Source organism: Psychrobacter sp. 28M-43, from assembly GCF_014770435.1.
In the GTDB taxonomy this organism is placed as follows: Bacteria; Pseudomonadota; Gammaproteobacteria; order Pseudomonadales; family Moraxellaceae; genus Psychrobacter.
Genome location: NZ_CP061739.1, coordinates 2,613,846 through 2,629,161 on the forward strand (window position 1 = coordinate 2,613,846; position 15,316 = coordinate 2,629,161).

Annotated in this window: 13 protein-coding genes; 4 read left to right on the forward strand and 9 right to left on the reverse strand. The window is 43.6% G+C overall.

Going from position 1 to position 15,316, the window contains the following annotated elements:
* Positions 1–64 precede the first annotated feature (64 nt).
* Positions 65–823, forward strand: a complete 759-nt coding sequence (locus IEE84_RS10965; protein WP_191114192.1) for a glutathione S-transferase family protein — start codon at positions 65–67, stop codon at positions 821–823.
* 81 nt (positions 824–904) lie between these two features.
* Here IEE84_RS10965 and IEE84_RS10970 read toward each other — a convergent pair whose 3' ends face one another.
* Positions 905–2,353, reverse strand: a complete 1,449-nt coding sequence (locus tag IEE84_RS10970) for an alanine/glycine:cation symporter family protein (RefSeq protein WP_191114193.1) — start codon at positions 2,351–2,353, stop codon at positions 905–907.
* A gap of 259 nt (positions 2,354–2,612) precedes the next feature.
* A complete protein-coding gene (gene ahpF / locus IEE84_RS10975; protein WP_191114194.1) occupies positions 2,613–4,190 on the reverse strand; it encodes an alkyl hydroperoxide reductase subunit F in 1,578 nt (525 codons plus the stop codon).
* A 441-nt stretch (positions 4,191–4,631) separates the two neighbouring features.
* Between ahpF and IEE84_RS10980 the strand changes: the two genes are divergently transcribed.
* The gene (locus IEE84_RS10980) at positions 4,632–4,880 is read left to right on the forward strand and encodes an HP1242/YdcH family protein (RefSeq protein WP_057761532.1); all 249 of its coding nucleotides are present in this window, start codon (positions 4,632–4,634) and stop codon (positions 4,878–4,880) included.
* Between the two features lie 170 nt (positions 4,881–5,050).
* On the opposite strand, the gene ahpC is transcribed toward IEE84_RS10980, so the two are convergent.
* The gene (gene ahpC, locus IEE84_RS10985; protein ID WP_191114195.1) at positions 5,051–5,617 is read right to left on the reverse strand and encodes an alkyl hydroperoxide reductase subunit C; all 567 of its coding nucleotides are present in this window, start codon (positions 5,615–5,617) and stop codon (positions 5,051–5,053) included.
* Between the two features lie 268 nt (positions 5,618–5,885).
* Between ahpC and IEE84_RS10990 the strand changes: the two genes are divergently transcribed.
* On the forward strand, positions 5,886–6,797 hold the full coding sequence (locus IEE84_RS10990; RefSeq protein WP_191114196.1) for a hydrogen peroxide-inducible genes activator: 912 nt from the start codon (positions 5,886–5,888) through the stop codon (positions 6,795–6,797).
* A 40-nt stretch (positions 6,798–6,837) separates the two neighbouring features.
* On the forward strand, positions 6,838–7,509 hold the full coding sequence (locus IEE84_RS10995) for an HD domain-containing protein (RefSeq protein ID WP_191114197.1): 672 nt from the start codon (positions 6,838–6,840) through the stop codon (positions 7,507–7,509).
* Here IEE84_RS10995 and IEE84_RS11000 read toward each other — a convergent pair.
* The 6 genes from IEE84_RS11000 to IEE84_RS11025 form a co-directional block, all read right to left on the reverse strand.
* Positions 7,487–8,089 (reverse strand): methyltransferase domain-containing protein, encoded by a 603-nt coding sequence (locus tag IEE84_RS11000; RefSeq protein ID WP_191114198.1) that lies wholly within the window; start codon positions 8,087–8,089, stop codon positions 7,487–7,489. The two genes, IEE84_RS10995 and IEE84_RS11000, sit on opposite strands and share 23 nt — an antisense overlap.
* Before the next feature lie 213 nt (positions 8,090–8,302).
* Positions 8,303–8,956 carry a M48 family metallopeptidase gene (locus tag IEE84_RS11005; protein ID WP_416383492.1) on the reverse strand — a complete coding sequence of 218 codons (654 nt, stop codon included), beginning with the start codon at positions 8,954–8,956 and terminating at the stop codon, positions 8,303–8,305.
* A 96-nt stretch (positions 8,957–9,052) separates the two neighbouring features.
* On the reverse strand, positions 9,053–10,615 hold the full coding sequence (locus IEE84_RS11010; protein ID WP_191114199.1) for a DUF1513 domain-containing protein: 1,563 nt from the start codon (positions 10,613–10,615) through the stop codon (positions 9,053–9,055).
* A 3-nt stretch (positions 10,616–10,618) separates the two neighbouring features.
* Positions 10,619–11,770 (reverse strand): imelysin family protein, encoded by a 1,152-nt coding sequence (locus IEE84_RS11015; RefSeq protein WP_191114200.1) that lies wholly within the window; start codon positions 11,768–11,770, stop codon positions 10,619–10,621.
* A gap of 83 nt (positions 11,771–11,853) precedes the next feature.
* Complete coding sequence (locus IEE84_RS11020) at positions 11,854–13,518, reverse strand: di-heme oxidoreductase family protein (RefSeq protein ID WP_416383468.1); 1,665 nt, start codon at positions 13,516–13,518, stop codon at positions 11,854–11,856.
* A gap of 285 nt (positions 13,519–13,803) precedes the next feature.
* Positions 13,804–15,264 (reverse strand): imelysin family protein, encoded by a 1,461-nt coding sequence (locus IEE84_RS11025; RefSeq protein ID WP_191114201.1) that lies wholly within the window; start codon positions 15,262–15,264, stop codon positions 13,804–13,806.
* Positions 15,265–15,316 lie beyond the last annotated feature (52 nt).

Sequence of the window (15,316 nt, forward strand, 5' to 3'; positions counted from 1 at the left end):
TGGTCAATACTCAATATTGAGTACATAATAAAATGCTACTGTTATCGCTTAATAGGACTCTATAATGCAAAAACCGCTATTAATTATTGGCAATAAAAACTACTCCTCTTGGTCGCTACGAGCGTGGCTGTTGCTTAAAGCATTTAATGTTGATTTTGATGAGCAGCTTGTTGAGTTGTTTCATCCATCAGCACGTCCAACGCTCGAAGCGCATTCGCCAACGGGTAAAGTACCTATTTTAGTCTATGGTGAAAAACATGATAAAGTAACCGTTTGGGACACCTTAGCTATTGCTATGCATGTTAATGAGTACTTTACGGATATTGATATTTGGACAGGCATTGTTAAATCTAACGCTGAAAAACGCAATAATAACCAAAGTAGAGTAAATAGCGCCTATTGCCAAAGCATCGTGGCTGAGATGCATTCAGGATTGACAGGCATTCGTAATGAAATGCCGATGAATATACGAGCAACGGCTAAGATACAACCAAGTAGTGTTTGTTTGGCTGATATCGCTCGTATCGAAGACATCTTTGCCGATTGTTTAAAAACTCGCTCAGCAGACAGTTTCTTATTCGGAGATTTCACAACAGCTGATGTGTTTTTTGCTCCAGTGGTGCTGCGATTACAGACTTATGCTGATGCATCTAATATTACTTTGCAACCACTTACCAAGCAGTATTGCCAAACTATGCTAAATCATCCACACATACAGGCGTGGCAACAATCAGCACTGACAGAAACTCGAATTATTGAAGAAGATGAAGCAGGCGAGATCATGTCGATAGTTGGCGTATTGGCGAATAACCATTCATTTTAGGCATAAATAATATCTTGCATAAAAAAACCACTTTAACTCAGTTAAAGTGGTTTTTTTTATAAGACATAAAGCGTACGGTTACTACTGTTTTTGGTCTAACGCTTCTTTCACTGCTTTTTTACCCCATGCGCTCAAATCGAGATCCAACTTCTCATACTCTTGCGCATCAAATAACGGCTCTTTAACCCCTGATTTTAACTGACTTGCAAAGTCGTCAAGTAGACGCTTAGCTCGTGGAAATAACATTATCAAGGCCAATAAGTTTGCTAGCGCTAGCACGCCCATCAACGGATCAGCGAAGAAGAACACTGCGGTTGCTGCAGGAGCCACTGCGCCCAAGAATAATACCGCAATCACCACAACTCGCAAAACCAGAGTCGCCATTTTAATATTCTTTTTAATCAAGAAATTAATGGCATTTTCACCCATATAATAGTTATACATAATAGAGCTTAGGGCAAATAGCAATATCGATATGGTCAGGATATACTGTGCCCAATCCCCAAGCTGGGTCGTTAGCGCTTGCTGTGCCAGTACAATACCATCGACTTCAGCACCTGGTTGATATACGCCGCTCAATAAAATCATAAATGCGGTGGCACTACATACGATTATCGTATCAATAAACACAGACAGTGACTGCGAGATACCCTGACTAACAGGATGAGTGGCGTAAGCGGTGGCGGCAATATTAGGCGCAGAACCCAAACCTGCTTCATTAGAGAATAAACCACGCTTCATACCTTGCTCAATTGCCACACCAATACCACCGCCCACGACAGACTCAATGCCAAAAGCATTTTTGACAATCATTACCATTAGTGCAGGCAGTTCTGTAAAGTTAAACGCGATAATAATAAGTGCCATACTGATATAGATTAATGCCATAACAGGAATGACAACGTCGGCTACTTTTGCAATGCGCTGAATACCGCCAAAGACAATAAATCCGCCTGCAATTACCAATACCACACCCGTTATCCAGCGGGCAATCCCAAAGCTTTCAAGTGCTGAGCCTGCTACCGTGTTGCCTTGGAACGCCACAAACCCGATAGAAAAAGACAGTAGTAGCGAGATCGCATAAATAACAGCAAGCCAGCGATAGTCTTTACCTAACCCATGTAAAATATAGGTCGCAGGGCCACCGCGAAAGTTACCATCATTGTCTCTACGCTTGTAAAGCTGGGCTAAGCTACATTCCACAATGCTGGTCATCATGCCAATTAAGGCCACAACCCACATCCAGAATACCGCTCCCGGACCCCCTAAAGAGATGGCAACAGCAACACCAGCAATGTTACCGCCGCCTACACGTCCACCGATAGAAACGAGCAACGCCTGACGGGCAGAGATTCCGTCGTCTCCTACTTCATCCGTTTTGAACACACGGAACATACGTTTAAAATATCTAAACTGAGCAAACCTACCTACGATGGTAAATAATAGACCAAAGATAATTAGCATAGGCACGAGCGCCCAGCCCCACGTTAGATCCCCGATTAGGGCGAAAAAAGCTTCAATGTATTCCATGCCTACTTTCCTTATAGTTCATGACGCTATGATAGGTTTTATTGCATACATTATTGCATCAACAACACGAGTTTGTAATGCAAATGTCGAATTTGTAACGTAAATACTGATATTTTCTGAGTGAAATCGCGTTATTGGCTCACGCAAATGGCTATTTCTTAAATATTAGGATTTTTTCTATATAGGCGTATTTATGCGATAGCATAAAAAAACCACCTCAACCGAGGTGGCCTTTTATACTGAAACTACACTGAACAGCTTACTGCATGACTAGGTATTCAAAGGCTGACAATGCCGCTTTACTACCTTCACCCATCGCAATGTTAATCTGCTTAAATGGTACGGTGGTTACATCACCACAAGCGAAGATACCTTTACGATCTGTACGGCAGCGCTCATCGATTTCGATCTCACCAAAGCGGTTTAGATCAACGAAGCCTTTGATGAATCCAGTGTTTGGTACTAAACCAATCTGTACAAACACCCCTGATAAATCACGCTCATGAGTCTCACCTGTGCTGCGATCTTGGTAGACGATAGATGATACTTTGCCATCAGTCGCTTTGATCTCTTGTGTCGCTGCACCGGTAATAAACTCGATGTTTGTTTTCTCTTTGGCTTTATTGATCAGTACTTGGTCAGCTTTCAACTCATCAGCGAACTCGAGTACAGTAACGTGATTGACGATACCTGCCAAATCTAGTGCTGCCTCAACGCCTGAGTTACCACCGCCGATCACTGAGATATCTTTACCTTTAAAGAATGGGCCATCACAATGCGCACAGAAAGCCACGCCTTTACCGATATTTTCTTCTTCGCCCGGTACACCAAGCTTTCTCCACTGAGCACCTGTCGCCAAGATAATACTACGAGTATTAAAAGTCTCACCAGTGTTTAGGTGGATACTGTAGTTCTCTTCTTCAGTCTCACCGATTTCTTTAACACTCACATGCTCTTTTAGTGTGATGTTGTATTCGGCCAAGTGCTTGACAAAGTTAGTCGATAAATCTGTACCATTGGTTAGCGGCACTGAAATCAAGTTCTCAATGTCTTGCGTGTCTTTCACCTGTCCACCGATACGGTCAGCGACCATTGTAACTTTTAAGCCTTTACGCGCTGTATAAATAGCAGCAGCCACACCTGCAGGGCCAGCACCGATGATAGTGACGTCTTGCTGCTCTAATTGCTCAGCATCGTCTTCTACTTCTGACAGTAAATCAGGGAACTGCTCTTGCAATTTTCCAATCAATTTAGCAGTGTCGATCAGACCATTAGCAAATGGCTTACCGTTTAAAAATACAGCTGGTACGCCTTGGATTTTGTTCGTCTCTACTTGCTCTTGGAACAATGCACCATCGATCATTTCATTGCTGATACCATCATTTAATAGCGCGAACTGGTTCAATGCTTGAACGACTTCTGGGCAGCTATGGCATGACAGTGACACGTAGGTCTGGAACTGTAGCGGCTTATTAAAGCGCTTAACTAACTTTTGGATGCCTTCGTCCAACTTTAGCGTATGACCACCCGCTTGCAGAATCGCCAAAATCAATGACGTAAACTCATGACCACCTGGGATACCGCTAAATACGATACCAGTGTCTTTTGATGCGCCATCAATGTGACTGACTACTTTGAAACTAATCGCACTAGGCAAACTATCGTCAGTTGCTTCTGCATCGAAATTGATTTTGCCTGTTGTTCCAGCAATCTTGGTCAAAAAATCTACCAATTCTGCACGTTTTGCATGCGTACCATTACCTAATACAAAGGTAATTGGGCGTGTCATGTTTTCGCTATAGCTCTTAACGGCATCTAATAAATTCTGATCTATCATGTTTGTTCCTCATTATGACTGAATATGTAACGGCAGCTGTCATGCTACGCGTCTAAATATGAAATGGTTGGTGTTAATAATTTTGTATAAAAGGTTATATATATAGTGGGCTCTTGCCCTTTGATGTGTCTATTATCAAGCGTTTAGCGAGTTTCGGCAAGCTGAGAAACTCAAACTTTATGTTTTATAAAACCAATCGTTTATTGTTTTAAATAATTAAATACAAATACACAAACAAATGATAGTGATGGTACATGGTCTATTTTTTCGCTACAATCGAATGGTACTGATAGCAATATGCATTATCAATATCGTGAAGTAACTACCTTTATTACCATTAAACTTTCACCCCTTCCAAATAAAGTCTCACCATCATAAGCGTCTTAACCATAACGTGCTTACGCTTATTCTAAGCTTGTACTAAATAACAAGGATGACAACATGACAATGACAGACACATGGCAAGATCACAGTGATATTATCGATGAGCTCAAGCAAAAGGACACGCATTTTGCGAGTATCTTTGACGAGCATACGACTCTAGATAGGCAAATCAATAAGCTTGAAAACGATGTAGTCAAGCATGCCAGTCGCGACGAAGAAATCGAACAGATGAAACGACGAAAGCTACAGCTTAAAGACGAGATTTATAAAACCATTGATAAAAATAAGGCACAGTCTCGCGCTTAATATTGCGTCTATACTTAGAGATATGCTAAAAAAATAATTCTAACAATACCTATGTTTAAGACGTAAAAAGACCCCATCAACTTATGTTAATGGGGTCTTTATTTGTAGCACTGCCTTAAATCAGGTGTTTAAGATACAGCGCTACTTTTATCTAAGTATGAAATACCTACTTAGATTTTACCAACTAGGTCAAGACTTGGCTTCAATGTGTCGCCGCCTTGTTCCCAAGCTGCTGGGCAAACTTCGCCATCGTTTTCGCGAACATATTGTGCTGCTTTCACTTTACGTAGCATGTCTTTTGCACTACGGCCGATACCGCCAGCATGGATTTCAGCTACTTGGATCAAGCCATCAGGATCTACTAGGAATGTACCGCGCTCAGCCAAGCCTGCTTCTTCAATCATGACGTTAAAGCCACGAGTGATTTTACCAGTAGGATCGCCAATCATTGGGTATTGTACTTTACCGATAGCTTCTGAAGAATCATGCCATGCCTTGTGCGTGAAATGCGTATCAGTAGATACTGAATATACTTCAACACCAAGGCCTTTTAGCTCGTCATAATGAGCGGCCATGTCTTCTAGCTCAGTTGGGCAAACAAACGTGAAATCAGCTGGGTAAAATAGGAAAATCGCCCAGTTGCCTTTTACGTCTTCTGAAGTGATGGTTTTGAAATCACCGTTTACGTATGCATCTGCTGAAAATTCTGGGATTTCTTGATTGATAATAGACGCCATTGTTGGCTCCTCTATAGTTAAGTAAATTGAAAATTATTTATATGGTTTTTTCAATTAGCCCTCTAGCTCTCTGGGCTACCTGACAAACTATACGCGAATTCTATAGTTAATCCAGTTAAAAGTTTTTAATGTGATGTTTTGTTTTATTAAACTTGTTAAACTATTATCTCTACATTTTATCATTGGTGCTTAATTGGTAATTTGCTGCCTTATAAAGGTTGACCAAACATAATAAATTGCATTAAAAACCCATTAAAAGAGAGGTTTTATGATTACTTTACGACAACTTGAGTTTGCCCTAGCCGTCGCCAAACATCGTCATTTTAAACGTGCTGCTGAGGATTGCAATATCTCACAGTCTGCACTGAGTTTGGGTATCGCAGAATTAGAAAAACAGCTAGATACTCAGATTTTTGAGCGCAATAATAAACAGGTATTGATTACCCCTATCGGTCAAGACATTCTCACGCGGGCGCAGCGAGTGTTTTCTGAGGTCAGCGATTTGACCACACGTGCTCATAGCCATCAGACGCCACTTGCCTATCCTATGACTGTCGGTATTATTCCGACAATAGCGCCTTATTTGCTACCAAAAGTACTGCCTGCGCTGCGTGCTCAATATCCAGAGTTCCGCATGACTATCGTCGAACAACAGACAGAGCGTTTGCTTGAGCAAGTACGCTACGGTCATATCGACACCGCTATCATTGCGCTACCTTATGCGGTAGATGGGCTACACAGTTTTGAGTTTTGGAGTGAAGACTTTTTTGCCGTGTTCCCAAAAGATGACATACATGCCAAGCTCGATACCATCAATGCTGACGAACTGGCGACTGCCAACCTGATGTTACTTGGCGAAGGACATTGTTTAACTGACCAGACGCTGTCTGTCTGTCATTTCGACCGTACACAAATGAAATCAAGCTTTTCAGATGCCAGTCTAAATACTTTGATTCAAATGGCACTTGCCAATATGGGCACAACGCTAGTGCCTGAAATGGCGCTCGATCAGCTACACCTGCAAAACCAAAATGCCGTCGCCATACCATTGGCTGAAGACGGGCCGCATCGCCATATCGCCTTTGTCACCCGTTTGAACTATGCGCGTGTCGATGATGTTAGCTTGCTTGGTGAGGTGTTTAATAAGGCATTTAAAGATGCGGTAACTAATAAAGAATAATCAAACCATTTTTACCACGGTCATAGTGAAAAAATAACATATGAAAGCTGTCTCACATAAGCATAATGAGCTTGGCAAGTGCTTTGCACAGCATTTGTCAACTATGACCAGTGATATCTCGCCAAAGCAAATAGATAGGCTTTGGCAGGATATCGTGACGCGCTATGGCGAACCACAACGTGCTTATCATACACTCAATCACATTGAGCAGCTATTGGTACAGTTTGATAATATTAAGCACGTTCTGGCTGAGCCGCATATCATTGCATTGGCACTGTACTATCATGATGTGATTTACGACCCAACACGCTCCGACAACGAGCTAAAAAGTGCAGAATTTGCGACAGATGCTTTGAGGCCTTATCTCAATCCAAAGCAATGTCGACAGATCCACGCTCTCATTATGATGACGGCTAATCATCAGATAGATATGTTGGTAGAAAGGGACAAATATAACGATGCGGCATATCTGTTAGATGTGGATTTAAGTATCTTGGGCGCGCCGTGGTCTGCATATGAACAGTATGCAAAGGCGATACGCCAAGAATATAAATATGTCGCCGATGACAACTACCGTGATGGGCGCACTGCAGTGTTACAAGGATTACTAGCACATCCCAAACTTTATCTGACTGATCATTACTATAATCAGTTAGAAACACAAGCTCGAGCTAATATCAAGCTCGAGCTTACTTCGCTCGCAGCTTTATAAATAGCTCACTACCCTGCCGTGCTAGATGTGAATTATAGCTAGGTTGCATAATATTAATATCAAAATGACTTTGAAAACGCTGTTGGTACTCTTCCTTGCTGCCGCCGAATGGTGGTTCTTCTCGTCCAAAATCCGTGTCAAATAACAATCCAACCAGCTTACCTTGTGGCTTTAACAACCTTGCCATCTGTTGCACGTATTCATCACGTCTCGATGGATTAATCGCACAAAAAAACGTCTGCTCAAGTATCCAATCAAATTGATATTGCTCAGCTGCCAAGCTAAAAAAATCCGCACAGATCAGATGTTCAGAGGGAAAATCAGGATAGCGCTCTGCAAACGCTTCAATCGGTGCAGGGGCAAAGTCAACCAGCGTGACATTGGTAAAACCTTGCTCATATAAGTAACCCACTTCATAGGCGTTACCTGCACCTGGCACTAGTATCGCCTGATTTTTTGCGCTTTCAGGTAACTGGTCAATATAAGCTTTGAGCGGTGGTGATACCTGCCCCATATCCCAACCGATGCTGTTCTTCTCATAACGCTGCTGCCAAAACTCCGCTTGGTTGACGTTTTCCATATAACATCCCTGTATATAAACCTGTTGATTAAATGAAACAATTTGTACCGTTATTCCTTATCATATCAGGCTTATTCAGACGTGTCCTTATTTTAAAAATAATAACGGAAATGGGATGATAAGCCTCTACACAGTGAAAGTTGCTCAGATGATATTGAGGTGCTTACTAGAACTATTTAGCTGATTAGATGGTTAAATAGTTAGATGATACGTTTAGTCCAGCTGCCCTGTTTTGCCCGCTAGGATATTATGCCATTGCTGATAATCTGGCATCGCTGTTGCAACCGTTTGCCAAAACGCTCGGCTATGATTGGCATGATGCAAGTGGCACAGCTCATGAACAATTACGTATTCGGTGCATTCGATAGGATAGGCAGGAAGATAAACCGATAGCCAAATTCGTTTTGCGCGCGTGTTGCAGCTGCCCCAACGTGTGTGCATTTTTTTTAACCGTATTTCATTGGCGTAAGCGCCAACGATTGGCTGCCACTTTTCAAATAGTGCAGGAGCGACTTCGGAGAGTTGTTGCCGATAGTAGGTGATTTTTTCATCAGGACTGAGCGTAAATGATTGCTCTGTACCCCATAATAAAACTGAATTATCAGCAGCTGAAGGGTCAGACGACCTGCTCTGTCTACGTTTGTATTGCTCTAATACTTGCGGGTGATTTGCAATAGCCCACGGCACCCGCTTAGCCACAGCATGCAACATTTGTGATGCGCTGACATGCATCGGTGCAGAGACCATCAACGTATGGGGCTTTAAGCGAAAATTGATATTTTTAACACGCTTTTGACTGATATGTAGCTCGATGCCTGCTTGTGCAAGCCGCTGTCTGACAGTGTCTAAATTGGTGTCTAAGCTAATGCTCTATCTCCTTGGCTGACTATTACTGTCATTCTAGTAATAGTCATTATTAATCGCCATGCCTATTCGTCTGTCGCTCTTGTTCAATGTCACTTATTATAACGCTTGTAAGTGGTTGTCAAACGACATCATGTGCAGTTGACTGTCTTTGATAATCCGCTCATGAGGTTCAACGTCGTTTACGTCCAACTTTACTTCTGGTAAAGCATTTACTCTTAACGCAGTTAACTGCCCTTGACCATCACTGACGATAAATCCTGTCGGCTCGGCATGTTTATCAGTTTTACTCATTGAAGCACTAGAATTAGCTAACACCGAAGCCCCTGCACAATCTGGCAGACTTACATCATCAATTAGCTTGCGAGTATGCAAATCATAAATCGCCGCACAGCCACCAATCGGTGTGGTCACACACAGTAAGTTACGCTCACTATCCACCGCCACACTAGCGATATATTGGTGGAAACGTTGCCATTGATTGTTTGGCATAGTGAGTGGTGTAAAGCTGGCGTCACCACGTTTATGAGTCAATACCAATGGGACATTGATATGTTTTTCACCTTGGAACTGAATACCGACCATCACTGTGCCGTCATCGTGCATGGCTAAGTGGCGCACACTCATCTGATTATGCTCGGGAGTCACTTGCTCAAGCAGTGTACCATCATGACGATTCAGATAAACCAGTGATGGTCGCATGGTATCTAGATTTAGCTCTTCGCGTGAAGCCTGCTCGGTTTTGATACCACCATTTGCAATGACGAGCGTTTCGCTATCAGGATGCATAATCAGTTCATGCGGGCCGATACCATATGAATCAAACTCTGCTACTTTTTGATAAGCATCATGGGCATCATAGATACCAATTTTGCCTGCCAAACTCACTGTGTCGTTCTCAGTTACATAGAGCAAGCTGCCATCTAAACTGTAGCAAGCATGACCATAAAAGTGACGGTCTACATCAGCTGTAATCGCATGTTGTACTTGCCCATTTGACGTATTAAGCACCCAGAATTTTTCGCTTGGACGGCGACCCATGACGACGACATCACGTCTTTGATCCACATTGCTATGCTGAGTTTGAGCTTCATATATATTGACAGGCAGAGGCTGAACAACGATGTCATGGACACGCTCAGGCATAGTCGTCTGCCAAACGATTTGTCTGTCAGCATCAATACCTACCACACCAAAGTCGTGCTCATTCTGGCTTGATGTGGCATGATCTTTTGGCAGTGATGCGACGCCACTGACCCAACTGACTGGTCGTGCCAGCATCGTTGTCGTATGCATGACAGCAAAGTAAGGCGTGTTACTTTTACCATCACCTACAGCATGATAAGCCTGCTTCCATGTTGCCGCTGCTTGCTCACAAGCATAGCGCAAGCGCGAAAGCTTCGGCATTGAATCAGGGCCAGCTCGTAATACCTGCAACTGTGTACAAATACCATCTACATAATCTTGCAGACTGGCATCTGGATGCTGCTGCTTACGATAACGATGGTGAATACCGACCAGCGCCGCCGTACCCACTGCTGTCAGCACTGAAGTCGTCAAAAGCTCATGAGCTGACGAAGTTCTCCCAGACCGATTAGACCTGTTCATCTGGTCATGAGTCTGGACTGCTGACACTGCTGTACCCGCTTCGATAGTAGACATTGTCTAATCGCCATCAGTGCTGTTAAAGCCCACACGGATACCAAGTGCTGGGATTAACTGGCGTTTAATCAGACGAGTGACATCAGTCAGATGATCGTACAACGCTTGTTGATCGTCCTTATTCGCTTGTGATAAATCTTCTGGCATTTGTGCCAATAATGCGGTTGTATCAGCAAGTGCAGTTGATAAATTATCTGAAACTTTGTTCTCGTCATTGCTGCCAAGAATAGCTGTCAGTACTGGGTCAGTCATGGCTTTATTAATCGTATCTAACTTAGCATTGATGATAGCGCGGCTTTGACCAGCAGTAGCAGCAGGTAAATGACCTTTTGCTTTACCTGTTAGACCGAGTGGCTGATCAATAGCGTTAGACTTCATAGTCTCAATCAATGACAGTAGAGAGTTAATCCACTGATTTAGGCCTCTATCGCTTTCTGCTGTTTTGTCTATCGCCAATAAATCAGTCGCGTTTTGCTGCCAGTTTTTCTCGATGGCTTTTAGACGCGTGCTCAACGCACTACTAGCGCTAATCACGTAAGCACACTGACCAGCGTCTAGACTGTCATTGGCAAACAATGCCTCTTCCAACCCTGGTACACCTTGTACGATAGCACTCTCGCCAGCAAGCTGCTCTGGCGTTAGTTTTGGATTGGCTGCGATTAAGTCAGCCACGCCACTATGTACGAGTCCGCGCTCGTCAGGATAATAGTTAATGTATAGATTGCTCATGCTAGCAGTCGCAGGACCGAAGTTGACCATCTCAGCACTCGACCATGCTTGTGCCAACACTAGCCACTGTGCACGTAATGCTTGTAGCTCATCGCCACTTACTGGAGCTTGGGTACAATGCTTCTGCGCCAATTCGTTCAACAGATCGCTTTGCTTGGCCACATCAGCATACGCAGGAATCACGATATCGTCTGCCACATGCGTCAAATACGTTTTTGCAGTCTCAGGGCTGATATCTACTGCAACGATTTGCTCAGTACTTGCTTTGCTGTTCTCTACTGAGCTGTCAGTAGCTGCACTGTCTTGCACAACTTTTTGGCTGTCTACATCTGCAGTTTTGTTGTCATCGGCAGGTTTGACACAACTGATCAACAGTCCAGCACTCAATGCAGATAGCGCCATTGCCAAAGCGTGGTTTATTTTCATAGGTTTCTCGGTAATGTTATAGGTAGTAATTTATAGCGTTTTTATACTGATTTTATAATAGCGACTTTATTACAGTGATTTTATTATAGCGACTTTAGGAACGCATTAAGCTCTGCGCGACCTTGTTTATCTAATTTCAATACTTGTTGCTTTTGCTTTTCGGCTTCTCCGCCATGCCACAAAACAGCTTCCATCAATGTACGGGCACGGCCATCATGCAAAAACGTCGCTTGAGGATCAACTGTCTGCGCAAGCCCTACGCCCCAAAGTGCTGGTGTACGCCATTCATAAGAATTGGCTAAAAATTCAACTTGGGCATCTTTTGGTGGTAGTTTGCCAGCAATCGTACGATCAGCGAGATCATCGCCCATATCGTGCAATAGCAAATCTGTGTAAGGATAAATCACTTGTCCATGCTGCTCAAGATGATCATCGTCAGTTTTTGGCAACTGATATCTTGGCGTATGACAGCTTTGACAACCCATGTCATAAAAACGCTTTTTTCCCGCTAGCACAAGCTTATCATCTGCATTACGGCGATGCGGCACTGCTAGATTGCGAGTATAAAATTCTACAAATTTAGCAACCTCATCGTTTACTTCAACAGGTGATTTACCATTGCCCTGTTCATCAGCACCTGTCGCTGCATTTAGGCATGCGGTCTGCGTTGGCATACATGACTCGTTAGGACGGATGTTGGACGTCAGACCCATGTCTTCGTTAAAGGCACTTTGGTTTTGGGTAATCAGCTTAGTTTGACCTGCTTTCCACCCAAATCGTCCAAGCGCACGCTTGCCCGTTTGCGGATCCATGACCCAGTTAAATTTACCACTGATATCACCATTGCTACTGTCGCTGGCTTGCTTTTTAATATCATCATCAGGTATTTGCTCTAGTAGCCCAAGTCCAATCATTGGTAGCGCCACACGCGGTGATACCATCATGTCATCATCAAAAGCACCGTAACCAGGTTTGGTCAAATTAAACGTTGGCACACGCAGCGTCTCGACATATCCGTCAGCAAAGGTCACTGGTTTATCTGTCCACTGCACCGCAATTCTTGCTTCAGCAGGCACGCCCTGAATACCGCGATCTTGTAGCTGCCCACCATACATAGGATGAACCACTTTTTCAATCAGCGAATCCTGTATCTGCTGGCGCTGCTCATCAGTCGTCGCTGGCATAGACAGACGAATCAATAAACTATCAGCATCGTCATCGGCAGTCATCGGCGCGTGACCTCGCCCGTCTTTGACATGACAAGACTGACAAGCGGCCACATTGAATAATGCGCCCAGTCCATCACGACTATCAGTACTAGCAGGTGCAACGACCCATGGCTGCTTGAAGAATGCGTTACCAATAAAGAACGACCCTTTGCGAGAAGCTGCTAGGTTTGATGAAGGCTTCGAGTAGCTCTCAGCACTGCTAATGCTAATACCAGAGTCACCGCCCTGCTTGATCTCTTGAGGGTCAAAGCTTACCAACTGCTGCATCGGCACGCCTGCCAGTGCTTCTATATTTTTAGTGTGTTCGGACGACAGCGATTGGCTGTTTTCACTGCTGCTTTCATTACTTGAGGCCTGCTCTGAAGCATCGCTAGAAGTGTCATCAGAAACGCTGTCAGATGGTTGACACGCACTGATAGCCATTGCACTGGCGATAATTAACGCAAGCTTAGAGGGTATATGTCGTAGGATTTGAGTAGCAAGAGGAAAATCAGAGGGGTTAACATAATTGGCGTTCATAGAAATTCAGTGCCTTAGCGCTAGAGTAGAACCATTAAAATTTTGTCATACCATCTCATTATATGTCGTCACAATCATTGCTTATCGACATATAATGGGGTGGTACACCGGCCAATTGGCTTATTTAATGCTCGTAAAAATGCGTTGCCAACGGTGGCTGACAACGCACGTATTATATCTAATCTAAGTATCTAATAAACAGCGGTTACTGACCTACAACGACTAATAAAACGTCGCAAAGCCAATGAAAGGCTTTTAAATAAGTGCCGCTAGCTTAAATTTTTCTTAAAACTGTGACCCTGCATCTGCGTCTAGATTATCGATACCAACTGCTTTTGCAGCGTTTTCGATACTGGCCGTCAGCTCTTGTAAGCTAGTGATGCCCGCTTCAACCCATCCACGACGGACGTTTTGTTCTTCAGCAGAGATACCTTCTTGGCTGGCTTGACCGACAGTTGCAATCATCTGGTCAATCTTAATGCCGTCTTTTTCGCCTTTTTCAACGATAACGTTGAACGCGCCTTCTACTTTATTGAACTCAGCAGCCAATTTATCAGCAGCTTCTGTGTGGCCGTTATCCGTTAGATAATCTTTGATACCGTAGCCGCCCACTGTCTTACCAGCGACTGTTGTATAGCTACCATTAAAGACGTTTTGGATACCGCGCGCATTATTGGCATAGCTCAAATGAGTCAAATCACTAAAGCATTCGTGCTCATCTTCAGTAGAGCCAGTAACAAAAGCGACCTGCATACGCTCAGAAGCAAGCTCTCCTAATGCTAGACTGCCCATTTGATACATAATTTGGCGCAGACCATTATCATATTTGCGCGCTATCAAATCACTACGCAAAGTATTTTCAGTATCAGGCTGCCACTGGGCTTCCATCGCGGTCAAATCATCGACCAATAGTTGAGTTGCAGCAGTTAAGAATTCACCACGGCGCTCACAGATACCGGCATCTTCATTGACGGTCTCACCACTAGTACACTGTCCGGCTTCAGTCACATAATCAGTGACTGGGCGATTACCTGCGCCTTCTCTTACGCCATTGTTGTCTTGACCCCACAGCATAAATTCAATCGCATGATAGCCAGTCGTTACATTGGCTTCACTACCACCGATTTCATTCATTTCTGCAAGTAGCTCAGGTGTGATTGTACTGGTATCTTGCTTGATACTACCCACAGTAATGCTGTCGCTATTGATGATGTTCTCTTGGCTGTTATATTCGCCTTCATAGTCGTCACCGACATAATCAATCAATGCTTCATCAAGTGGCCAAGCATTGATCTGCCCTTCCCAGCTATCGATGCTGTTGATAGCACGTTTGTCATTGGCAGTCACAAAGCCTTCATCAAAACGGAAAATTTCAGTTTGTGAATATGGCTGACGTGCTGCTTTATAGGCAGCCTTTGCAGCATCAAGGTTTTCTTGTGTTGGAGTGGCTACGTAAGTTTCTACCGCAGTTTGTAGCGCTTTGGCCGTGTCCAACGAGTCTTTATAAGCGGCGTGTGCCATATTTGCATAACTGATAATCAATCTATCAATATGTGCTTTTTCGGCAGCAGTCATCTCTGTATTATCAGCCGTCTCTGTGTTTGCTACTTCTGTTTGTGTTTCTGTCGCAGCATTGGTGTCTTCATCGGCTTGCTTTGTACAGCCCGACACCATTAACAATCCTGCAAGTGCAACAGCTAAAGTAGTTGGTAAAAGCTTACGGCTCGTTACTGTGGTAATCGTCATACATATCCTCAAGAAATATAGCAAAAAATTCGTTTTGGTTAAGTAGCCTCAA